Annotated in this window: 21 protein-coding genes and 2 riboswitches; of the genes, 19 read left to right on the top strand and 2 right to left on the bottom strand. The window is 48.0% G+C overall.

Annotation, left to right across the window (positions count from 1 at the left end; all coding sequences use genetic code 11):
- The first annotated feature begins 11 nt into the window (after positions 1-11).
- From fmt to spoVM, 8 genes are all read left to right on the top strand, one after another.
- Complete coding sequence (gene fmt / locus H615_RS0105220; RefSeq protein ID WP_027954147.1) at positions 12-959, top strand: methionyl-tRNA formyltransferase; 948 nt, start codon at positions 12-14, stop codon at positions 957-959.
- On the top strand, positions 952-2,298 hold the full coding sequence (rsmB, locus tag H615_RS0105225; RefSeq protein WP_027954148.1) for a 16S rRNA (cytosine(967)-C(5))-methyltransferase RsmB: 1,347 nt from the start codon (positions 952-954) through the stop codon (positions 2,296-2,298). The genes fmt and rsmB overlap by 8 nt, the downstream gene beginning before the upstream one ends.
- A 76-nt stretch (positions 2,299-2,374) precedes the next feature.
- Positions 2,375-3,136, top strand: coding sequence for a Stp1/IreP family PP2C-type Ser/Thr phosphatase (locus H615_RS0105230; RefSeq protein ID WP_027954149.1), 762 nt, complete (start codon positions 2,375-2,377; stop codon positions 3,134-3,136).
- On the top strand, positions 3,136-5,130 hold the full coding sequence (pknB, locus tag H615_RS0105235; RefSeq protein ID WP_027954150.1) for a Stk1 family PASTA domain-containing Ser/Thr kinase: 1,995 nt from the start codon (positions 3,136-3,138) through the stop codon (positions 5,128-5,130). The genes H615_RS0105230 and pknB overlap by 1 nt, the downstream gene beginning before the upstream one ends.
- A gap of 12 nt (positions 5,131-5,142) precedes the next feature.
- Complete coding sequence (gene rsgA, locus H615_RS0105240; RefSeq protein ID WP_027954151.1) at positions 5,143-6,024, top strand: ribosome small subunit-dependent GTPase A; 882 nt, start codon at positions 5,143-5,145, stop codon at positions 6,022-6,024.
- A 3-nt stretch (positions 6,025-6,027) separates the two neighbouring features.
- Positions 6,028-6,678, top strand: coding sequence for a ribulose-phosphate 3-epimerase (gene rpe, locus H615_RS0105245; protein ID WP_027954152.1), 651 nt, complete (start codon positions 6,028-6,030; stop codon positions 6,676-6,678).
- 105 nt (positions 6,679-6,783) lie between these two features.
- Positions 6,784-7,458 (top strand): thiamine diphosphokinase, encoded by a 675-nt coding sequence (locus H615_RS0105250; protein ID WP_027954153.1) that lies wholly within the window; start codon positions 6,784-6,786, stop codon positions 7,456-7,458.
- 24 nt (positions 7,459-7,482) lie between these two features.
- On the top strand, positions 7,483-7,563 hold the full coding sequence (spoVM, locus tag H615_RS20910) for a stage V sporulation protein SpoVM (RefSeq protein ID WP_035531293.1): 81 nt from the start codon (positions 7,483-7,485) through the stop codon (positions 7,561-7,563).
- Positions 7,564-7,728: 165 nt separating this feature from the next.
- On the opposite strand, the gene rpmB is transcribed toward spoVM, so the two are convergent.
- Positions 7,729-7,917, bottom strand: coding sequence for a 50S ribosomal protein L28 (rpmB, locus tag H615_RS0105260; protein ID WP_027954154.1), 189 nt, complete (start codon positions 7,915-7,917; stop codon positions 7,729-7,731).
- Positions 7,918-8,157: 240 nt separating this feature from the next.
- Between rpmB and H615_RS0105265 the strand changes: the two genes are divergently transcribed.
- Positions 8,158-8,520 carry an Asp23/Gls24 family envelope stress response protein gene (locus H615_RS0105265; protein WP_027954155.1) on the top strand — a complete coding sequence of 121 codons (363 nt, stop codon included), beginning with the start codon at positions 8,158-8,160 and terminating at the stop codon, positions 8,518-8,520.
- 31 nt (positions 8,521-8,551) lie between these two features.
- Positions 8,552-10,216, top strand: coding sequence for a DAK2 domain-containing protein (locus H615_RS0105270; protein WP_027954156.1), 1,665 nt, complete (start codon positions 8,552-8,554; stop codon positions 10,214-10,216).
- A gap of 242 nt (positions 10,217-10,458) precedes the next feature.
- Here the strand turns inward: H615_RS0105270 and H615_RS0105275 are convergent, their stop codons facing one another.
- Entirely contained in the window at positions 10,459-11,367 is a 909-nt protein-coding gene (locus H615_RS0105275) for a sulfite exporter TauE/SafE family protein (RefSeq protein ID WP_027954157.1), read from the bottom strand.
- Positions 11,368-11,465: 98 nt separating this feature from the next.
- A riboswitch (SAM riboswitch) is annotated at positions 11,466-11,568 on the bottom strand.
- A 197-nt stretch (positions 11,569-11,765) separates the two neighbouring features.
- Positions 11,766-11,880: riboswitch (SAM riboswitch) on the top strand.
- A gap of 87 nt (positions 11,881-11,967) precedes the next feature.
- Between H615_RS0105275 and H615_RS0105280 the strand changes: the two genes are divergently transcribed.
- From H615_RS0105280 to cysI, 9 genes are read left to right on the top strand one after another with little or no spacing between them, the layout of a single operon-like run.
- On the top strand, positions 11,968-12,696 hold the full coding sequence (locus H615_RS0105280; RefSeq protein WP_027954158.1) for a phosphoadenylyl-sulfate reductase: 729 nt from the start codon (positions 11,968-11,970) through the stop codon (positions 12,694-12,696).
- A gap of 14 nt (positions 12,697-12,710) precedes the next feature.
- The gene (gene sat, locus H615_RS0105285; RefSeq protein ID WP_027954159.1) at positions 12,711-13,856 is read left to right on the top strand and encodes a sulfate adenylyltransferase; all 1,146 of its coding nucleotides are present in this window, start codon (positions 12,711-12,713) and stop codon (positions 13,854-13,856) included.
- A gap of 5 nt (positions 13,857-13,861) precedes the next feature.
- Positions 13,862-14,470 (top strand): adenylyl-sulfate kinase, encoded by a 609-nt coding sequence (gene cysC / locus H615_RS0105290; protein ID WP_027954160.1) that lies wholly within the window; start codon positions 13,862-13,864, stop codon positions 14,468-14,470.
- 2 nt (positions 14,471-14,472) lie between these two features.
- Positions 14,473-15,249 (top strand): uroporphyrinogen-III C-methyltransferase, encoded by a 777-nt coding sequence (gene cobA / locus H615_RS0105295; RefSeq protein WP_027954161.1) that lies wholly within the window; start codon positions 14,473-14,475, stop codon positions 15,247-15,249.
- Between the two features lie 16 nt (positions 15,250-15,265).
- Positions 15,266-16,009, top strand: coding sequence for a sirohydrochlorin chelatase (locus H615_RS0105300; RefSeq protein WP_027954162.1), 744 nt, complete (start codon positions 15,266-15,268; stop codon positions 16,007-16,009).
- A 7-nt stretch (positions 16,010-16,016) separates the two neighbouring features.
- Positions 16,017-16,649 carry an NAD(P)-dependent oxidoreductase gene (locus H615_RS20915; protein ID WP_051254596.1) on the top strand — a complete coding sequence of 211 codons (633 nt, stop codon included), beginning with the start codon at positions 16,017-16,019 and terminating at the stop codon, positions 16,647-16,649.
- Positions 16,624-17,445: a uroporphyrinogen-III synthase gene (locus H615_RS0105310; RefSeq protein ID WP_084162999.1), complete on the top strand. Its 822-nt coding sequence runs from the start codon at positions 16,624-16,626 to the stop codon at positions 17,443-17,445. The genes H615_RS20915 and H615_RS0105310 overlap by 26 nt, the downstream gene beginning before the upstream one ends.
- Before the next feature lie 17 nt (positions 17,446-17,462).
- Positions 17,463-19,256, top strand: a complete 1,794-nt coding sequence (locus tag H615_RS0105315; RefSeq protein WP_027954164.1) for an assimilatory sulfite reductase (NADPH) flavoprotein subunit — start codon at positions 17,463-17,465, stop codon at positions 19,254-19,256.
- A 41-nt stretch (positions 19,257-19,297) separates the two neighbouring features.
- Positions 19,298-21,016 (top strand): assimilatory sulfite reductase (NADPH) hemoprotein subunit, encoded by a 1,719-nt coding sequence (cysI, locus tag H615_RS0105320; protein ID WP_027954165.1) that lies wholly within the window; start codon positions 19,298-19,300, stop codon positions 21,014-21,016.
- The last annotated feature ends 44 nt before the right edge of the window (positions 21,017-21,060 follow it).

Raw genomic sequence — 21,060 nt, forward strand, 5'->3', positions numbered from 1 at the left:
AGCCGTCAGTTATGACACGAATTGCGTTTATGGGAACACCGGACTTTGCGGTCCCTGTTCTTGACCGGATTATGAAAGAAGGATATGAAGTGGTGGTGGCTGTGACCCAGCCGGACCGTCCAAAAGGGAGGAAGAGGGTTCTTACACCGCCGCCGGTGAAGACAGCAGCCTTGAACCACGGTATTCCGGTGCTGCAGCCTGAAAAAATCAAGCATGAATATGAGGATGTTCTCGCCTATGAGCCGGACCTGATCGTCACAGCGGCTTTCGGACAGATCCTCCCGGAAGCACTGCTGAACGTTCCGGAATACGGATGCATCAATGTACATGCCTCGCTGCTGCCCGAATTCAGGGGAGGAGCTCCTATCCATTATAGTATTCTGGAAGGAAAACAAGAAACCGGCGTCACTATCATGTACATGGTGAAAAAACTGGATGCCGGCGATATGCTTTCCAAAGTTGTCGTTCCGATTGAAGATACCGACCATGTCGGCACACTGCACGATAAATTATCAGCAGCAGGAGCTGACCTTCTGGCTGACACACTGCCTGAATTGCTGGCAGGAAACATCACTCCTGAAGTTCAGGATGAATCCAAAGTCACGTTTGCCGGCAACATTAAACGTGAACAGGAATGGATTGACTGGGACAGAGATCAACAGACCGTTTACAACCACGTAAGGGGGCTTCATCCCTGGCCGGTGGCGTACACGTACTGGAATGGAAAACCGATGAAAATCTGGTGGGCCGAAAAAGTTTCCGGACACTTTTCCAAAGTCCCGGGAACAGTGGTCAAAATCGAAGAGGACGGTTTCCTCGTTCAGACAGGAGACGGAAAAGCGTTGAAAATTGTATCCCTTCAGCCTTCAGGGAAGAAAAAAATGGACGGGCAGTCGTTCGTTAACGGTGCTGGCCAATCTTTAAGCGAGGGCGACGTATTGGGGGAGCAGCATGGCTAAGTATGTATTAAGAGAAACCGCGCTCCATCTATTAACAAGAATCGGTGAGCAGGGAGGCTTCAGTCATGTCCTGCTCGACAGAGAAATGTCCAAACAGGAGCTCTCCCGTCAGGACGGGGCTCTATTGACCGAAATTGTGTACGGAACCCTGCAGCGCAGAGACTTGATCGACTATTATATTCAGCCTTATACTGCCGGGCAGAAGAAAATTAAACCGTGGGTACGCTGGCTGCTTTACATGTCAGTCTATCAAATGATCTTCCTGGAACGGGTTCCGGACCATGCGGTCATCCACGAGGCGGTGGAGATTTCGAAAAAACGCGGACATAAAGGAATCTCTTCCTTTATGAACGGCGTTCTGCGCAATGTGCAGCGAAAAGGTGTTCAAAGCCTTGATCACATTGAAAATGATGTTACGCGTCTTGCGGTTGAAACCAGTCATCCCGAATGGCTTGTACGGAGGTGGGTGGATCAGTACGGCATGGAAACGACGAGATTGATGTGTGAAGCGAACAACCACCATCTTCCTATGTCCATCCGCGTCCAGCCTCTCAGAATCAGCCGCAGCGACGCAGCCGGCGAGCTGCGTCAGGAAGGATTTTCGGTAGAGGAGAGTCCATTTTCTACACAAGGCCTGGTTGTAAAAGAGGGGAACATTATAAACCACAGGCTCTTTAAAGAGGGCTTTGTAAGCGTTCAGGATCAGAGTTCCATGCTGGTTGCGGAAATGATGGACCTGGATGAAGGGATGGCTGTCCTTGATGCGTGCAGTGCACCAGGAGGTAAAACCACGCATATAGCAGAAAAAATGAAGGATAAAGGCAGCGTGACAGCTTATGATCTTCATGAAAAGAAGGCAAAGCTCGTCAGTAAAAAAGCTGAACAGCTCCATCTTACTTCCATTAAAGCCGGGCAGGCGGATTCCCGGACACTCACATCGGTGCATGCGTCTGAGAGCTTTGATCGGATCCTGCTTGATGCCCCATGTTCAGGTCTTGGTGTACTGAGAGGCAAGCCGGATATTAAGTACCATAAGAGTGAGGAAGATATCTATAAGCTCAGGAGTATCCAGGACGACTTGTTCCACGAGGTGGCGCCGCTCCTGAAATCCGGTGGAAAACTCGTCTACAGCACATGTACAGTGGACCGGCATGAAAACGAAGAAGCGGTCCGTCATTTTCTGGATCAACATCCGGAATATGAACTGGATCCATCCTTTGTCAACGATCTTCCCGATGCTCTGCGGCAAGGGGAAGGCCTGACCGAAACCGGTCTTCAGCTGTTTCCCCACGAGTGGGATACGGATGGCTTTTTCTTGACGCGATTGGTGAAAAAATAAAGGCTCCTGCTTCTTGTTGATGGAAGCAGCCGGCCTTCTATGGATGACAGTAACTGAAAAAGGCAGGTGAACGTCCATGATAGAGTACTACCTCACAGATCAAGGCAGAGTAAGGGCTCATAATGAAGATGCAGGCGGCGTGTTCAGAAATCATTCCGGTCAGGTGCTTGCTGTCGCAGCCGACGGCATGGGGGGGCATCAGGCAGGTGATGTCGCCAGCCGGATGGCTGTTGATGTTTTACATAAGGAATGGGAGCATACGGGTTCGTTTCAAACTCCGAATGGTGCTGAAGAGTGGATAAAGGAAACTATCCGCTCCGCCAATAATGAAATCAAAACCTATGCTTCTGAACATGAAGAATGTGCCGGCATGGGGACGACAATTGTGGCAGCTATCTGCACCGAACAGTTTGTATCCATTGCCCACATCGGGGACAGCCGTTGTTATTTAGCAAATGCTTACGGATTCAAAGCCGTTACGGAAGACCATTCGCTCGTCAATGAGCTTGTCAGGTCCGGACAGATTACAGAAGAACAGGCCGAGCATCACCCCCGCAAAAATGTTCTGCTAAAGGCGCTTGGCACAGAATATGACCTTTTTCCTGATGTCCAGAGTATGGAGTGGGATCCGGATAACCGTGTTCTTCTTTGTACAGACGGTCTGACCAATAAAGTGAGTCATGAAGAATTAAGTGGTTTAAGTGATCACGAAGGAGACTGGTCCGATTTCGCCCGCTCTCTTGTTGAACGGGCTAATGAGCGGGGCGGAGAAGACAATATCACTCTTGCCATTGTCCATCATCTCCCACCCCAAGGTGAGAAGGAAGGTGTGGATTGATGCTCAATGACCGTCTTCTTAATGACCGTTACCGTGTCGATAGAATGATTGGCGGCGGAGGGATGGCGAACGTCTATTTAGCTCATGATACCATCCTGGACAGAAGCGTAGCCATCAAGGTACTAAGGCTGGAACACGGAAATGATGAAGAGTTTATTGCGCGTTTCCACCGGGAAGCCCAGTCCGCTACCAGCCTTTCTCATCCGAATATCGTCAGTATATACGATGTCGGGGAAGAGGACGATTTGTATTATATGGTCATGGAATATGTAGACGGCATGACACTGAAGCAGTATATCCAGCACAACAGTCCTGTTGATGTTTCGGAAGCGGTGGACATTATGCGTCAGGTAACTTCTGCCATCACGCATGCCCATGACAACGGCATTGTACACAGAGATATCAAGCCGCAGAATATTTTGATTGATCATTACGGCCATGTAAAAGTGACTGATTTCGGAATCGCAATGGCTTTGAGTGCGACCGCTCTGACTCAGACAAATTCAGTTCTCGGTTCTGTTCATTATCTGTCTCCTGAGCAGGCGCGTGGAGGAATGGCGACGAAGAAATCCGATGTTTATTCGATGGGCATTGTTTTCTTCGAACTGCTGACTGGACGTCTTCCTTTTTCAGGCGAGTCTCCTGTATCCATTGCCCTTAAGCATCTGCAGCATGATACACCTTCGTTGAAACGATGGCATCCTGACCTGCCGCAGAGTGTGGAAAATGTCGTATTGAAAGCAACGGCCAAAGATCCGTTTCACCGTTATCCCACCGTGGTGGAAATGGAACAGGATATTGAGACCTCACTTGAACCCTACCGACGGGATGAAAAACCCTTTGAACTGCCGGAGGAAGATGAAGAGGAAAAAACGAAAGCCATCCCTGTCATTACGAACGAAGCCTACGGAGATCACACAGAAGATCATACAATCATCCATACCGGTGAGTATCAGCCGGTCAAGGATACAAAAGTGCATCATCAGCAGCCGGCAGAGGAAAAGAAACCGGTCGATAAAGAAAAGAAAAAGAAGAAAAGAAAGATCTGGCCATGGGTCCTGACATTCCTGCTTCTGATCATACTAGGGGGCGGAGCTGCCCTGTATTTCACACCGGGAATCATACAGCCTGCCGATGTGACCATCCCTGAAGACCTTGACGGAAGGGAATATGAAGAGGTTTACAGTGAACTGAGTGATTTGAACCTGATGGTCAGCCGTGAGTCTCAGTTTTCGGATGAAGTGGAAGAGGGACTTGTTATTACGACAGATCCTGAACCCGGTATGACAGTGAAAGAAGAAACAGAAGTCACGATTTATACGAGTAAAGGAAAAGAACGGGAAGAATTCCCGGATTATGTGGGTGAAGAATATGACCAGGTCGATAAGGAACTCCAGGATAAGGGGTACGCAGGGATTGAACGTATTCCTGTTTCCAGCGATGAACCGGCTGGTCAAATTGTCGCCCAGCTTTCTCCGAACCCGGGGGCAAGCGTGATTCCGGAAGAAGAGGAAGTCATTTTCCGCGTCAGTACCGGCCCCCCGACCATTAATCTGGGACGGTTGGACAGGATGACCCAGGAACAGGCGGAGAAATATTTAAAGGACCGCAGCCTGGACGTTGAAGTTGCTGAGAGCTACTCGGAGACTGTACCTGCTGGAGAGGTAATTACACAGGCTCCGGAGGCGTATACCGATGTGAAAGAAGGTTCAACAGTAACCATCACCATATCCAAAGGGCCGGAGGAGAAACCTCCGAGAGAAGAAAACGTAACGTTGGAAGTTCCGTTTAATGAGGAATCGGAAGAAACAGAACAGCAGGTGTTGATTTATGTCGACGATTATGAAAACGATATGGAGACACCAGTGGTGGAAGAAACCATCACAGAAACCACCTCTTTTGATGTAACACTGATTATAGAAGAAGGCGGGGAAGCGTCTTACCGTGTGCAGCGAGGTGATGAAGTGATTGATGAAGGAAATGTTCCTTATTAAGAAGGTGATCAAGTGGCAACCGGAAAAATTATAAAAGCTCTCAGCGGTTTTTATTACGTACTTCATGACGGTGAGGTTTATCAATGCCGTGGGCGCGGAAACTTCCGTAAGAAAAAAGTGTCCCCTCTCGTCGGGGATATGGTGGAATTTAAGGCGGACAACTACGAAGAGGGCTACATCTTAGCCATCCATGACCGGAAAAATGAATTTGTAAGACCGCCGATAGCCAACGTCGACCAAGCGTTGATTGTAACATCAGCCATCCATCCTGATTTTAATTCGCTTCTCCTGGACAGATTTCTCGTTCTCGTTGAGGCTAAACGGATCGAACCGTTTATCGTGATTTCCAAGATGGACCAGCTGGACAGCGCTATGGTGGAAGAAATGGAGCAGTATAAGGCCGAGTATGAGAAGGTCGGATATCCGGTCATTTTGTCGGCTGTGAACGATTCCCATTCCATGGATGAGATACAAGCACACCTGGCTGGGCGGACAACGGTGATTGCCGGGCAGTCCGGAGTCGGCAAGTCCTCGCTGCTGAATTCCATCGACCCCCGTCTTTCCATCGACACGGATGAAATCTCTGAAAGTCTTGGAAGAGGAAAGCATACGACACGCCACGTGGAACTGTATGACATTTCCGGTGGGCTAGTGGCCGATACGCCGGGGTTCAGCTCCCTTGAGTTTGGGGATTTAGAGCTTGAACAGCTGCCGGAGTGCTTCCCGGAATTTGTAGAAGTACAAAATGATTGTAAGTTCAGAGGCTGTCTGCATCATAAAGAGCCTAAATGTGCGGTGAAAGCCGGTGTGGAAAACGGCGTTATATCAGAGCACCGCTATGACCACTACCTGCATTTCATGCAGGAAATCCAGAATAGAAAGCCGAGGTATTAAGGAATGACAAAAATTGCACCTTCCATCTTATCTTCTGATTTTGCAAGACTGGCTGAAGAAATCCAGGATGTGGACCAAGGCGGAGCGGATTACATTCATGTGGATGTTATGGACGGCCATTTTGTCCCTAATATAACAATAGGCCCCCTGATTGTGGATGCGGTAAGGCCGGTCACCAACCTTCCGCTTGATGTCCATTTAATGATTGAGAACCCGGATGCCTATATAGAGGCCTTTGCCAAAGCGGGAGCGGATATCATTACCGTCCATCAGGAAGCTTCTCCTCACCTCCACCGCACCCTGCAGCTGATCAAAAGCTTCGGAGTGAAAGCGGGCGTAGTCATCAATCCCGGGACACCGGTCGAAATGATCCGTCCGGTTCTAAGGGAAGTGGACCTTGTTTTATTGATGACCGTGAATCCAGGATTTGGCGGTCAGGCATTTATTCCTGATGTGCTTGATAAAATCAGTCAGGTGGCTCAATTAAGAAGCGAATACGGACTCTCCTATGAAATTGAAGTGGACGGCGGAGTCAACGAGAAGACCGCCCGTCTCTGCACAGAAGCAGGAGCGGATGTTCTTGTGGCAGGCAGTGCTGTCTTTAATCAATCGGACAGGAAAAAAGCCATTGAAGGGATCCGCGACTCGTTGTAAATAACAGGGAGAACCAAGCGGCTCTGCATTTGGAGTCTTAGTTGAAAGAGCTCAGAGGATCGATGAGAATCCTTTGGGCTTTTTCTATAGAAAGGATGAGCATACGTGAAAAAAATCATCGTAGTCGGTGGAGGGCCGAAAACCTATATCCCCAGCTTCCAACGATGGGCAGAGGAAGATGTAGAATGGATCGGAGCAGATCAGGGAGCAGAAGTGCTTGTAGAAGCCGGAATAATCCCTGATGTGGCCGTCGGCGATTTTGACTCGGTCAGCGCTGCTTCCTATCAGAAGATTAAAGATAAGGCCCGAAAGATGCATACATATCCGGACGAGAAGGATGAGACAGATTTGGAGCTTGCGATTAATGAGGCACTGAACCGGAAAGCAGAGCATATCGTATTACTCGGAGTGACGGGAGGAAGGATGGACCATTCCCAAGCGAATATTCAGCTGTTGTATCCGTTAATGAAAAAAGGGGTGAAGGCGGTTATCGTGGATCATCAGAACCAGGTGGAAATAGCAGCGTCCGGATCGCATAAAATCAATGAGGACCCACATTATCCCTATCTATCTTTTCTTCCTGTGACCCTGGAGGTGAAGGAGCTGACGCTCAACGGCTTTTATTATCCACTTTCCAAGGCTTATCTGCCCTTCGGGTCCACCTTATGTATCTCCAACAGGCTCGTTGAAGATACAGGTACTTTTTCATTTGAGTCAGGCATACTCTTAGTAATAAGAAGTACAGACTCAATGGATCACGGAAAAGGGAGTTCGCATTAGTTCACTTAGGAGGAGGGGGCTCTTTTGAAATTTTACACCATTAAACTCCCGCGTTTTGTCGGGGGGATAGTGCGCGCAGTCATAAGTACTTTTAAAAAGGATTAGCTCCGGGCCATACGTGCCTGAAGGGAGAGGATAGGTGTCTCCCGGAAGGCCCTGATGCGATTCGGTGGTCTTTGGGGGCGGAGTAGACGCTCCCGGGGACTGCCATAATCATATAAAGGCAAGAAAAAAAGCACCCGCAGAACGGGTGCTTTTTTCAGCTCGTTGTTATACGCGCTGGACTTTACCAGATTTAAGTTCACGCGCTGTTACGTAAACTTTCTGAGGCTTGCCATCCACAAGGATGCGTACTTTTTGAACATTTGCTTTGAATTTACGTTTATTAGCGTTCATCGCGTGTGAACGGTGGTTACCTGCGCGTGTACCTTTACCAGATAGAACACTTCTACGTGCCATGAAAATCCCTCCTGTTACATACAAAAATCATCAGATACTTAGTAACTTTATCATATGTATGTAGGCTTTGCAATAATCTCCGAACAATTATATCAAGAATTTTTTCTTGACAGACAGATTGAATTGTTTCAAAGTATATTAGGGGATAACCGGCTTATTTTCAACAGTCAACACAAATTCATCACCCTTCACTTGTGTTATAATTAGGAGAGAAATTGAGGAATCTAAAGGAGGATCTATATGTCTGTGGATTTGAACAACCAATACGGCCATATAACGATTAGCAATGAAGTTATTTCAACGATTGCTGGAGGAGCAGCTGTAGAGTGCTACGGTATCGTCGGCATGGCTTCTAAGAACCAGCTGCGGGACGGGCTGGCTGAAATGCTCCGTAAAGAGAACTTTTCCCGGGGTGTCGTTGTCAGACAGGAAGAAGATCACCTCCACATTGATATGTATATTATTGTGAGCTATGGTACGAAGATATCGGAAGTCGCTCATAACGTCCAATCTCAAGTAAAATACACATTAAACAAAACAGTCGGATTGTCCGTTGACTCTGTCAATATTTTCATCCAGGGAGTCCGCGTGACAAGCGAATAGGTTGCAGTTGCAGTCAAAGGAGGAAGTAAGTGTGACGTTACAAAAGCTTGACGGCAGAACATTAGCCGAGATGATTTTACAGGGAGCGCATTATTTAAAGCAGAACTCGCAGATGATCGATGCGCTGAATGTATTCCCTGTACCTGACGGGGATACAGGAACAAATATGAATCTTTCCATGACCTCCGGAGCGGACGAGGTGAGAAACGTTTCCCAGGACCATGCAGGAGCAGTTTCCACTTCTCTTTCCAAAGGTCTTCTTATGGGTGCGCGTGGAAATTCAGGAGTAATTCTTTCCCAGGTCTTCCGCGGCTTTGCAAAAGCCATTGAGAATAAAGAGGTGTTAACGACCCGTGATTTCTCTGATGCCCTGCAGGGTGGTGTGAAAACGGCTTATAAAGCTGTGATGAAGCCTGTAGAAGGAACAATCTTAACTGTTGCCCGTGAAGCAGCGGAAGCATCTGTGGAAATAGCTGAAAAGGAAGAGGACTTTATTCCTTTCATGGAAGGTGTCGTAGAAGCAGCCAAAGCTTCCCTGAAGCGGACACCTGAACTTCTTCCGGTTCTAAAGGAAGTCGGTGTGGTCGACAGCGGCGGTCAGGGACTTGTAACGATCTATGAAGGATTTCTGGCCAACTTGAAAGGCGAGGAAATGCCGGATGTCGAAGAAATGGTTTCCATGAACGAAATGGTAAACGCCGAACACCATAAACTTGCTCAGGACTTCATGAATACCGAAGATATCCATTACGGCTATTGTACGGAGTTCATGGTGAAATTCGAAGAGGATAAGCTGGCTGAGAATCCTTATGATGAAGAAGCTTTCCGTAACCGACTGAGTGAATTTGGTGATTCCCTGCTTGTCGTGTCTGACGAAGAACTGGTCAAAGTTCACGTCCACGTTGAGTACCCGGGTGAAGCAATGACGCTTGGACAGAAGTATGGCAGCCTGATCAATATGAAGATTGAAAACATGAGGGAGCAGCATACGTCCATCGTTGGTAATAAGAAAGCGAAAGCCGCGCCCGAGAAAAAAGCGCCATATGGTATTGTAACCGTCAGCATGGGCGAGGGAATGAAAAAACTTTTCGAAAGCCTCGGAGCCACCGTAATCATCCAGGGTGGTCAAACGATGAATCCTAGTACCCAGGACTTATCGGAGGCTATTAAAGAAGCGCATGCAGAACGTGTGTTCATTCTTCCGAATAACAAAAACATTGTGATGGCAGCAGAGCAGGCTGCAGAGATGGCGGAAGCGGAAGTGGCTGTCATCCCGACGAAGACCATTCCTCAAGGGATGAGTGCTATGCTTGGTTTCAATCCTGAAGCAGATCTCGATACGAACAAAGAAGAAATGATTAGTCTGATGTCAGAAGTGAAAACGGGGCAGATCACCTATGCCGTCCGGGACACCCAGATTGACGGGCTTGATATTGAAAAGGGTCATTTTATGGGGATTTCCGACGGAAAGATTTCAGCGACCGATAAAGACGCCCTCATGACGGCGAAAAAACTGCTGAACCAGATGATTGATGAGGATGAAGATGAAATCCTTACCATTCTTACCGGGGAAGCTGTGGACGATAAGGATGTGGCTGAACTGGAAGCCTATGTGGAAGAAACCTTTGAAGATTTAGAGGTGGAAATCCATCACGGTGGTCAGCCGATTTACAGTTATATCTTCTCTATTGAATAAAAAAGCACTGGTTCTGAATTGAGAACAGCGCTTTAAGGCTGTCGGGATTTTTCCCGGCAGCCTTATTTATTGGTCTTTGGTCTGAATGAAGGAGGGAAGATGAAAGAAATTGTTTCACAAAGGATATTGATAAAACAATCGACAAATGCCGCCCTGCTGCTGTAGAACGTCTTCCCCTGAAAATGCCTTGACGGTTTGTCTTCTTGGCTTGTCGTTCTATAGGCTGAAAGCGTAGTTCTCTATTAGAACTGCGCTTTTTTTAGTCGGGTTTCCGTATGCGGGTGCCGGTGCCGTTGAATATATTTTCGCACCGAGAAGATAACGGCAGCGGCATATCCGGCAAGCAGCAGGCTGTAGATAACAATTATAATCTGTTCACTCCATGTGGCATAGGTAAGCAGTGTCCGGCTGTTCGTCAAAATGATAAATCCACCCGCTGCCACACCAAGCACGAGAGGGGGGAGTTTTTTTACAAGCCAGGCAGCGAGGGGGGCTGCTATGACACCACCGATCACAAAGGCGAGCACAAGCAGCCAGCTCAGCTCCTCCCACCCAAGGAAAAGCAGGAATCCGGCCGTAGCGGATAAAGTAACGATGAATTCGCTTGTATCTACGGTGCCAATGACTTTTCTGGGGAGGATTCCTTTACTGGATAAGAGAACAGGAGTATTTACCGGCCCCCAACCACCACCGCCCACGGCATCAAGAAAACCACCCAGGAAACCTAAAGGAAACAAGAAGCGCCGTCGAAATGGTCTTTTTTCAGTTTGCAAGGGCTTCACTCGATTCATCAACAAAAAGCGGATGACCACATAAACGCCAAGCCCTAGTAAAAAGATGGAAATGTACGGACGGATCAAATCACCTGGAATCCAGCTGAGCAGAGCAGCCCCGGCAAAGGCACTGATCCCTCCGGGGAGAGCAAGAGTCAAAACGAGCCGTTTATCCACGTTTCCGAATTTATAATGGGAAAACCCGGAAGCTGCCGTTGTAGCAATCTGGGACAAATGAATGGAGGCGGAGGCTACCGCCGGAGCCGTTCCGTAGGCGAGGAGGATGGTGGAGGAGCTTAAACCAAACCCCATTCCGAGGGCTCCATCCATCAATTGAGCAAAGAATCCAACCAGTGAAAATATAAGTAATTTCTTCATCGTACCTCTCCTTTTGATTAAACACATAAGATTACTTGGTTTTAACCATGAAGAGGCACAAAAAAAACCTCTTCATCCAGAAGAGGTCAAGCTTCCTCTCCTTATCTTTCAGACCACCGTCTGCTGGAATGAGCACCTTTTCCTATGTGAGGTTGCTGCGGGATCATCAGACCAGTTTCCTCCCCCGGCTCTTTATAAGGATATATGTAGCCCGCTCCGAAAGCGGAATTCCTAAGTACATGAATAATATATTCAAAGCTAAAACATGGATGACTATTTGTCAATGGTTTACATTAAAATAAACAGAAAACTAGTAATATTTTAAATACATGTTGACATATCATTAAATCGGGTCTAATATTTGAATCAAATCTTTTGAACAATATCTGGAAACATTTTTCTTATCGAGAGAGGTGGAGGGACTGGCCCTTGGAAGCCTCGGCAACGGATCTGTCTTCATGAACAGAAACTGTGCCAATTCCAGCAGGTGATCAACACTTGGAAGGATAAGAAGAACGGTTGAATCATGTATGATGACTCTCCTTTCTTCTTACTATCAGAAGAAAGGTTTTTTTGTTGAAGATAAGAAAGGAGGAGCTTATGAATACGAGTGCACCGACATATGAAACATTCACCAGCGATCCTTTACACCATATGGACATTGATGATGGACACAAAGGGGCAGAGAGTGTGATTCGATGGGCTTACGGGCATTATGGAAAACAGCTCGTTTATGCGTGCAGCTTCGGTGCTGAAGCTATCGTACTGCTTGATTTCATTGCAAAGGCACAACCTGATGCCGACGTCGTTTTTCTGGACACCGGACTTCACTTCCAGGAAACCTATGATTTGATTGAAAAAGTGAAAAAGAGATATCCGGAGTTGAACATCCATATGAAAAAGCCGGAGTTGACGGTGGAAGAACAGGCAGAGGAATATGGTCCGGCTCTTTGGAAGAGGAATCCCGACCAATGCTGTGCCATCAGAAAAATCAAACCGCTGGAAGAAGCCCTGACCGGAGCAGCGGCCTGGATGTCGGGATTAAGAAGGGAACAATCTGCAAGCCGGAGTCATACGAATTTCGTAAACAAGGACGAACGCTTCCGGTCCATCAAGGTATGCCCCTTAATTCACTGGACATGGGAAGACGTCTGGTCATATATCCGACTAAATAGCTTGGATTACAATGAATTGCACGACCAGAGTTATCCAAGTGTCGGCTGTATCCCCTGCACAGCGAAAGCGTTGGATGACGGCCGCTCAGGAAGATGGCAGGGATTCAATAAAACGGAGTGTGGACTCCACACGGCCGGAGATACGAAACAATAAAGGAGAGATAATCTATGTCCATTATTCAACCGCATGGCGGGCAGTTAATCAATCGTTTTACAGCACAGCCGGAAACACTTCCGGAGCAAAGGATCGAACTTGATGCGATGGCGTTGAGTGATATCGATTTAATCGCTAATGGGGCGTACAGTCCACTTCAAGGGTTTTTAACAAAGGAAGATTATGAGCACGTCGTTGAAAATCTTCGTTTGAAAGACGGCACTCCCTGGAGTCTCCCGATCACACTGCCTGTATCTGAAGAGCAGGCCCGTTCGTTACAAGGTCAAGCGGCACTTGTCAAAGATGGGACGATCTACGGTGTGATTGAAATCGAAGATATTTACAAGCCGGATAAACAGAAAGAAGCTGCAAAGGTTTACTTAACGACAGAAGACGCTCATCCAGGGGTCAGTAAACTTTACAAGCGTCCGGATTTTTATGTCGGTGGCAGAATTGAAGTATTCCATCGTCCGGAGCGGGAGCATTCAGACCATTACTATCTTGATCCCGAAGAGACAAGAGAACGATTCCAACAGGCCGGATGGGAAAAGGTTGTCGGTTTCCAAACACGTAATCCTGTTCACCGTGCTCATGAATATATCCAAAAAGCGGCCCTGGAAAGTGTAGATGGACTATTTCTGAATCCGCTCGTAGGAGAAACGAAAAGCGATGATATCCCGAGTGATGTGCGCATGAGAAGCTATGAAGTACTCTTGGATGAATATTATCCGGAAAACCGGGTGACCCTGGCTGTCTTTAATGCGGCTATGCGCTATGCAGGCCCGCGGGAAGCCATCTTCCATGCGATTGTCCGGAAGAATTTCGGCTGCTCCCATTTCATAGTCGGGAGGGATCATGCAGGTGTCGGCGATTATTATGGTACATATGACGCCCAAAAAATCTTCAGTCACTTTGAAGAAGGGGAGCTGGAAATAACCCCCGTCTTTTTTGAACACAGTTTTTACTGCAAAGCCTGTGAAGCAATGGCTTCTCATAAAACCTGCCCTCACAGCAAGGAGCATCACGTAATTTTATCAGGGACAAAAGTGCGCGAGCTGCTTCGCAGCGGGCAGAAACCACCGAAAACGTTCAGCCGCCCGGAGGTCGTGGAAGTGCTGATTGAAGGCCTTAAACAACAGACAGCGGATGTAAAGGGGTGAATGGAATGGCGACGAATTTGACATGGCATGAAGCTGCCGTACAAAAAAAAGATTACCGCAGTAAAAACGGTCATTTCAGTGGTGTGCTCTGGTTCACCGGCCTCTCAGGGGCTGGTAAATCCAGCATTGCAAACCATTTGAACCGCCTGCTTTTTGAGCACGGCATCCAAACCTACCTGCTTGACGGGGATAACGTCCGTCATGGGTTGAATCAAGATCTTGGTTTTTCTGAAGCCGACCGTACAGAAAACATCCGCCGGATTGGTGAGGTATCCAAGTTGTTTACAGACAATGGGTCCATCGTTTTGACTGCTTTTATTTCTCCATACAGGCAGGACCGTGACCGGGTCCGCTCCCTTTTGGAAGAGGATGAGTTTATGGAAGTCTTCGTCGATTGTCCTGTAGAGGAATGTGAAAACAGGGATCCAAAAGGATTGTACAAAAAAGCGAGAGCTGGTGAAATCTCGGGATTCACAGGCGTGGATGCGCCTTATGAGGCACCGGTCAATCCGGAATGTATCGTGCAGTCCGGTCAACATTCCATCCAGGATTGTGCGGAACAGATTTTTCAACTTCTCATTGATAAAAAGTGGCTGAACGACAAGGAGGGATGAACGTGACCAAAGTATATATCGTAGGCGCAGGTCCTGGAGACATTGATTTGATTACTGTGAAAGGTCTTAAAGCTGTCCAGAAGGCTGATGTTGTCCTGTATGACAGACTGATCAACCAGGATCTGCTGGAGGAAACAAAAGAGGGAGCTGAGCTTGTTTTCTGCGGGAAAAGACCCGATCATCACGCACTTTCCCAATCAACCATCAATCACCTTCTTGTCAAATACGCCCTCCAAGGGAAAGTGGTCACACGCCTTAAAGGGGGCGATCCATTTGTGTTCGGCCGCGGCGGGGAAGAAGCAGAAGCTCTCGCGAAGAGATCGATTCCTTTTGAAATTGTTCCGGGAATTACGTCCGGTACAGCTGCACCTGCGTACGCCGGCATCCCTGTTACACACAGGGATTACAGCTCATCGGTCGCTTTCATATCCGGAGTCAGCAAACCAGGAACCGATGAAGAAGCGTACTGGGAGCGGGTTGTCAAAAGCATGGATACGCTGTGCATCTATATGGGTGTCAAAAGACTTCCGGAGATTTGTGATCGGCTGAAAAACTATGGACGATCTCCAGATACACCTATGGCCCTTATCCAGAACGGAACGATGAACAGCCAGAAAATGGTAAAGGGAACGATCGATACGATTGTAGAAAAGAGCCGTTTTATCGAAAACCCTGCCATGATCGTTGTGGGGGAAGTGGTGGAACTGAGCAGCCACCTCCAATGGTTCGACCCGGCCGGTGAAGATGCCCGCGTATCTGCGGAAACGATCGTAGGGTAGGAAGAGGAGGATGAGGATGGAAGCTGTCCTGTATGTAAGTCACGGAAGCAGAAGAAAAGCAGCCACCAGACAGGCAGAGGACTTTTTACACCGTACAGCCGATGCACATGATCTGCCTTATGAAATTTGTTATTTGGAACTCGCTGAACCCGCTATATCAGAAGGGGTGCGGCGCCTTGTGGAAAGGGGAGCATCCAGCATCGTTGTACAGCCGGTCCTGCTTTTGAGTGCCGGTCATTATTACAAAGATATCCCTAAAGAGATTGACCAAATCTCCGTCCTTTACCCCGACCTGACGTTTTCCTATGGAGAGCCTCTGGGGGTGCAGCCATCGATTATAAAAGCGCTCGCCGAACGTTTACAAGGAACGGATATACCGGTTCAGAAGGGAACGAATATCCTCTTGGTCGGAAGAGGAAGCCGTCACCCGGATACACCAGAAGCTGTCGAAAAGATTGCGAAGCTGCTGAAGGAGGAAATCAACCACTCTCACGTGGAGGTTTGTTACCTCGCGGCTCTTTCCCCGCGTTTTCCAGAGGCTTTCCACCGGTCGACGGTGTCTTATGAGCACACCATTGTGCTGCCGTACCTTTGGTTCACAGGTGTATTGATGGAAGAGATTGAAGCGGAAGTCGCAAAAGCTGTCCAACTCGGGTTTTCAGCGGCTGCTGCCCATCATCTGGAGGATCATCAGGCCATGGAGCATGCGCTTCAGCTGAGGGTGAACGAAGCGCTCAATAAACTTACCAGAGTGGAGTGACCGGCCTGTGAAACCTTTATCCATCGATTTACACAAAAAGAAGGTCGTTATTGTCGGAGGTGGCAGAGTAGCAGAGAAGCGTTTGAGATCTCTCTTGTCAGAGGGTCCGGAAATGACGGTGATCAGTCCTGAATTGACCGAAGCCCTTCTGCAGTTATGGGAGCAGGGGGTATTTGAGTGGAAGCAGAAGACTTATTTCCAAGGTGACGCTTCCGGTGCTTTTCTGCTCATAACGGCTGCTGATCAGCCTGAGGTTAATGAACAGGCAGCAGCTGAGTCAGGAGACGTTCCGCTGCTCAACCGTGCGGACAATGGAAGCGGCAATGTTCATTTTCCTGCCCATATGAAGAGAGGAAGACTCTCTGTATCTATCACAACGAACGGGGCCAGCCCTAAATTGACAGCGGAGATCAAACAGAGGTTTGAAGAGCAGTTTCCCGAGGATTACGGGAGTTACGTGGATTTTTTGTTCGCGTTGAGGAATGAACTTCGCCATGCCGGCTTTTCATCTGACCGAAGGCGTTTTTATCTGGAGGAGGGATTGAAAGAAGCCTGTCAATCCAGGGTTAATCAACAGTTATTGTTGGAGGAAATACATAAAGAGAAGGAGGCGGATGACTGTGAAAGGACTGGCCGGTAAAAAGATAGGGGTGGCAGCCGATCGGAGAGCGGATGATATTGCCAGGCTGATTGGTAATATGGATGGCCGCTCCGCCGGTTTTCCCATTCAGGGCTCTCATCAATACAATCAGGAAACGGCACGAAGAGATGTGCTTCATTTTCTGAAGAAGAGATTTGGCTACGTCCTGTTAACGACAGGTATAGGAGCAAGAACATTGGAAGATGCAGCTGCAGGCATTGGTCACCGCCGTTCATTTATAAAGAAATTATCTGATGAAACCCTGCTCATCCGTGGTCAGAAAACCGCAGACTGGTTGAAAGAACAAAACCTTGCTTATGAATGGATGGCTGAAGACGGGACGATGGCAAAGCTGTTGTCCTATATGGAGAAAGATACCGGAAAATCTGGAAAAAGTGTGTATTTACAAGCCTATAATCTGGATGATGCTGCCTTAAAAGACAGTTTGGAGGAAATGGGATACGATGTTTATTTATCAAAACCCTACTCATTCCTGCCACCGGATCCCGTTATTTTAGGAAGACTGCGCAGCGAAATTACAAAGGAAAACCTTGATGCGGTCGTTTTCACCAGTAAAACCCAGGTAAAACAGCTGTTTTCGAAAGAGCAGCAGCCGGTCATCGACGCCTTTAACCGAAGTGTTCTCGCTACAGCTGTCGGAAAGGTAACGGCAGCCGCTTTGGAAGAGCAGGGGATTTCCTATGTCCTGCAGCCTGAAAAAGCGAAAATGGGCGCTATGATTGTAGCGTTGGAGCGTTATTACCGGGAGGGCGCGCACACGGCCGCTCATTTTTGACTATGGAGGTGACAGAATTGTCGTTACAAGTAATCAACAGTCCGTTTAATAAAGAGCAGACGGATTTACTGAACCAGCTGCTTCCAACATTGAATGAGCAGCAGAAAATCTGGCTCAGCGGCTATCTGGCCGCAGGGGCAGACAGTGGAAGTGGAGCAGCAAAGGAAACAGAAGCAGGAGCGCCGGCGGTGGAAACAAGACACGTCACCCTTTTATATGGATCACACACTGGGAACTGCCAGGCGCTTGCGGAAGAGTTTTCAGGCAGGTTGAAGGAAAACGACCTGCAGGTTTCTGTCGAAGATATGGACCGATACAAACCGAAGTCCTTAAAAAAGGAAGAAGATCTATTGATCATTACCAGTACCCATGGAGACGGCGACCCTCCGGATAATGCGCTTTCCTTTTATGAATTTCTTTACAGCAAGCGTGCACCAAAACTGGATGGCGTCCGCTACAGCGTGCTTGCCCTTGGGGACAGCTCGTACGAATTTTATTGTCAGACAGGTAAAGACTTTGATAAACGTTTGGAAGAGCTTGGAGCAGAACGGATCGTAGAACGTGTGGATTGTGACCTCGATTATGAAGATGAGGCGGAAGACTGGATCAATAAAATCATCAATTCTCTGGAAACAGCTGAAGAAGGTAAAAAGGTGCAGGCCGCTCCCAATCCGCCATCAGCCGGACCAGTGTATACGAAGAAAAATCCGTTTCCGGCGGAAGTGCTGGAAAATATCAACTTGAACGGCCGCGGTTCCAATAAAGAGACCCGCCATCTAGAACTGGATCTGGAAGACTCCAACCTGGAATATGAGCCTGGGGACAGTCTTGGGATCTACCCGCTTAATGATGAGAAGCTGGTCGATCAATTAATTACTCTGATGCAGTGGGATCCTGAGCTTTCGGTTACCCTTAATAAAGACGGAGAGGTCCGTGCATTACGGGAAGCCCTGCTGTCCCACTTCGAGATCACTGTGCTTACTAAACCGCTGCTCGAAAAGCTGGGAGCCTTCACCAGTAATGAAAAACTGCAGGAAATCCTTGCATCCAAAGAGGCGATTCAAACGTATATGGACGGTCGAGATCTTCTTGATGTTCTCACAGACTTTGGTCCATGGAACCTTGGAGCAGAAGAATTGGTGCAGCAACTTCGCAAAATCCCGCCTCGTCTGTACTCTATAGCGAGCAGCAGGAAAGCGAACCCGGACGAAGTTCACTTGACTATCGGCACTGTGCGGTATGAGAGTCACGGAAGGAACCGGCTTGGTGTTTGTTCAGGCCAGTGTGCAGAGCGGATGGAGCCTGGTGGAAACGTAGATGTATTTGTCCAGAAAAACTCCAATTTCAAACTGCCGGAAGATGACTCTGCTCCTGTCGTTATGATCGGTGCTGGAACTGGAATCGCCCCATACCGTGCGTTCCTTGAAGAGAGAGAGGAGCTTGGAGCTGAAGGAAACGCCTGGCTGTTCTTTGGAGAACAGCATTTCACGACGGATTTTCTTTACCAAACGGAATGGCAGCGCTGGCTCAAGGACGGCGTTTTATCCAGGATGGATGTCGCCTTTTCGAGGGATAACGAAGAAAAAGTCTATGTACAACACCGAATGATAGAGCGTAGCAGGGAGCTTTTTGAATGGATGGAAGCAGGGGCTCATCTCTATGTATGTGGGGATGAAAAGCATATGGCCAAAGATGTCCATCAGGCCCTGGTATCCATCGTTCAGAAAGAATCCGGAAGGACCGAGGAAGAAGCAGAAAGCTATGTGGCAGAACTTAGACAGCAGAAGCGCTACCAGAGAGACGTGTATTAACTATTATTGATATGGAAGCAACGGAAAGGAGAGGTCGAACCATGACAAAATCCGAACAACCCTCTCATCAGACACAGGGCCCTCCGGATGTAATGGAAAAAATCAAGGAGGACAGCCGTCTCCTGCGCGGGTCCCTTGTAGAGAGTTTTCAAGATCCTATTACAGCCAGCATCCCGGATGATCAAACAAAGCTATTGAAGTTTCATGGAAGCTATATGCAGGATGATCGTGATATCCGGAATGAACGAAAAAAGCAGAAGCTTGAACCTGCCTATCAATTTATGGTGCGTGTCAGGCTTCCGGGCGGTGTAGCCACCCCCGAACAATGGCTGACAATGGATGAGCTTTCGGACCAATATGGAAATGGAACATTGAAATTGACGACTAGGCAGACCTTTCAAATGCATGGCATATTGAAATGGAACATGAAAAAAAGCATCCAGCGCATGGATCAAGCACTCATGGATTCCATTGCTGCCTGCGGAGATGTGAACCGGAATGTCATGTGTAATGTATACCCGGACCAGTCCGATGTTCATAAGGAAGTGTATGAGTGGTCGAAGAAAGTTAGTGAGCATCTTCTGCCTAGAACGAGGGCTTACCATGAGATATGGCTGGACGAAGAGAAAGTGGCGGACGGCAGGGAAGAAGAACCGATATATGGTCCTGTATATCTCCCACGGAAATTCAAAATCGGGGTGGCCGTGCCTCCTTCCAACGATGTAGATGTCTTTTCACAGGATCTGGGCTTCATAGCTGTTATGGAAGATGATCAACTCGCCGGCTTCAATATTGCCGTCGGCGGGGGAATGGGGATGACCCATGGAGATGAGAATACGTATCCGCAGCTATCACGTGTTATCGGTTTCTGTCCAGCGGATAAAATTGTAGAAACGGCTGAAAAAGTAGTCACGATCCAGCGTGATTATGGGAACCGGTCCAATCGAAAAAACGCCCGGTTTAAATATACGGTTGACCGTCTGGGGTTGGATTGGATCCGTGAAGAACTTGAAAACCGACTCGGCTGGGAACTTGAAGAAGCCAGAGAATACCACTTCGACCATAATGGAGACCGCTATGGCTGGATTAAAGCCGCGGACGGCACCTGGCATCACACATTTTTTATCCAAAACGGCCGGATTAAAGATGAAAAAGAATACCAGTTAAAGGCCGGATTAAGAAAAATTGCCGGTATACACGATGGCGACTTCAGGTTAACTCCGAACCAGAACGTGAGCATAGCAGGTGTGACAGATGCAAAAAAAGATGAGATATCAGCGGTCATCGATGAGTACGGACTGACCGATGGCAGGCAGAATTCAGCGCTGAGGAGAAATTCCATGGCGTGTGTCGCTCTTCCGACCTGTGGACTTGCGATGGCAGAGTCTGAGAGATACCTCCCGTCCCTCGTGGATAAACTGGAAGATATTCTAGATGAATACGGGCTCTCAGATGAAGAAATCATTATCCGGATGTCGGGCTGCCCCAACGGATGCTCCCGACCGGCTCTTGGTGAAATTGGATTCATTGGCAAAGCACCGGGGAAATACAACATGTATTTAGGGGCTGGATTTGCAGGAGATCGATTGAATAAAATCTATAAAGAAAACATCGGTGAAGAAGAAATTCTTCTCGAGTTAAGACAAATGTTTAAGGAATTTGCGCTTACCCGTTCAGAAGGTGAAAAGTTCGGGGATTTCGTCATTCGAGCCGGTTATGTGACGGCCGTTTCGTCAGGCACAGAGTTCCACACCTCCTAAACATGTGTCACCTGCCGGCTGTCTCTGCATATCTTGTAGGGGAA

The organism is Halobacillus kuroshimensis DSM 18393 (assembly GCF_000425705.1).
Lineage (GTDB): Bacteria > Bacillota > Bacilli > Bacillales > Halobacillaceae > Halobacillus > Halobacillus kuroshimensis.

Bases quoted from the DNA above. Each gene is read 5' to 3' on its own strand.
- fmt (WP_027954147.1), top strand. From the start codon at position 12: ATGACACGAATTGCGTTTATGGGAACACCGGACTTTGCGGTCCCTGTT.
- rsmB (WP_027954148.1), top strand. From the start codon at position 952: ATGGCTAAGTATGTATTAAGAGAAACCGCGCTCCATCTATTAACAAGA.
- H615_RS0105230 (WP_027954149.1), top strand. From the start codon at position 2,375: ATGATAGAGTACTACCTCACAGATCAAGGCAGAGTAAGGGCTCATAAT.
- pknB (WP_027954150.1), top strand. From the start codon at position 3,136: ATGCTCAATGACCGTCTTCTTAATGACCGTTACCGTGTCGATAGAATG.
- rpe (WP_027954152.1), top strand. From the start codon at position 6,028: ATGACAAAAATTGCACCTTCCATCTTATCTTCTGATTTTGCAAGACTG.
- rpmB (WP_027954154.1), bottom strand. From the start codon at position 7,917: ATGGCACGTAGAAGTGTTCTATCTGGTAAAGGTACACGCGCAGGTAAC.
- H615_RS0105265 (WP_027954155.1), top strand. From the start codon at position 8,158: ATGTCTGTGGATTTGAACAACCAATACGGCCATATAACGATTAGCAAT.
- H615_RS0105275 (WP_027954157.1), bottom strand. From the start codon at position 11,367: ATGAAGAAATTACTTATATTTTCACTGGTTGGATTCTTTGCTCAATTG.
- H615_RS0105280 (WP_027954158.1), top strand. From the start codon at position 11,968: ATGAATACGAGTGCACCGACATATGAAACATTCACCAGCGATCCTTTA.
- sat (WP_027954159.1), top strand. From the start codon at position 12,711: ATGTCCATTATTCAACCGCATGGCGGGCAGTTAATCAATCGTTTTACA.
- cysC (WP_027954160.1), top strand. From the start codon at position 13,862: ATGGCGACGAATTTGACATGGCATGAAGCTGCCGTACAAAAAAAAGAT.
- H615_RS0105300 (WP_027954162.1), top strand. From the start codon at position 15,266: ATGGAAGCTGTCCTGTATGTAAGTCACGGAAGCAGAAGAAAAGCAGCC.
- H615_RS0105310 (WP_084162999.1), top strand. From the start codon at position 16,624: ATGACTGTGAAAGGACTGGCCGGTAAAAAGATAGGGGTGGCAGCCGAT.
- cysI (WP_027954165.1), top strand. From the start codon at position 19,298: ATGACAAAATCCGAACAACCCTCTCATCAGACACAGGGCCCTCCGGAT.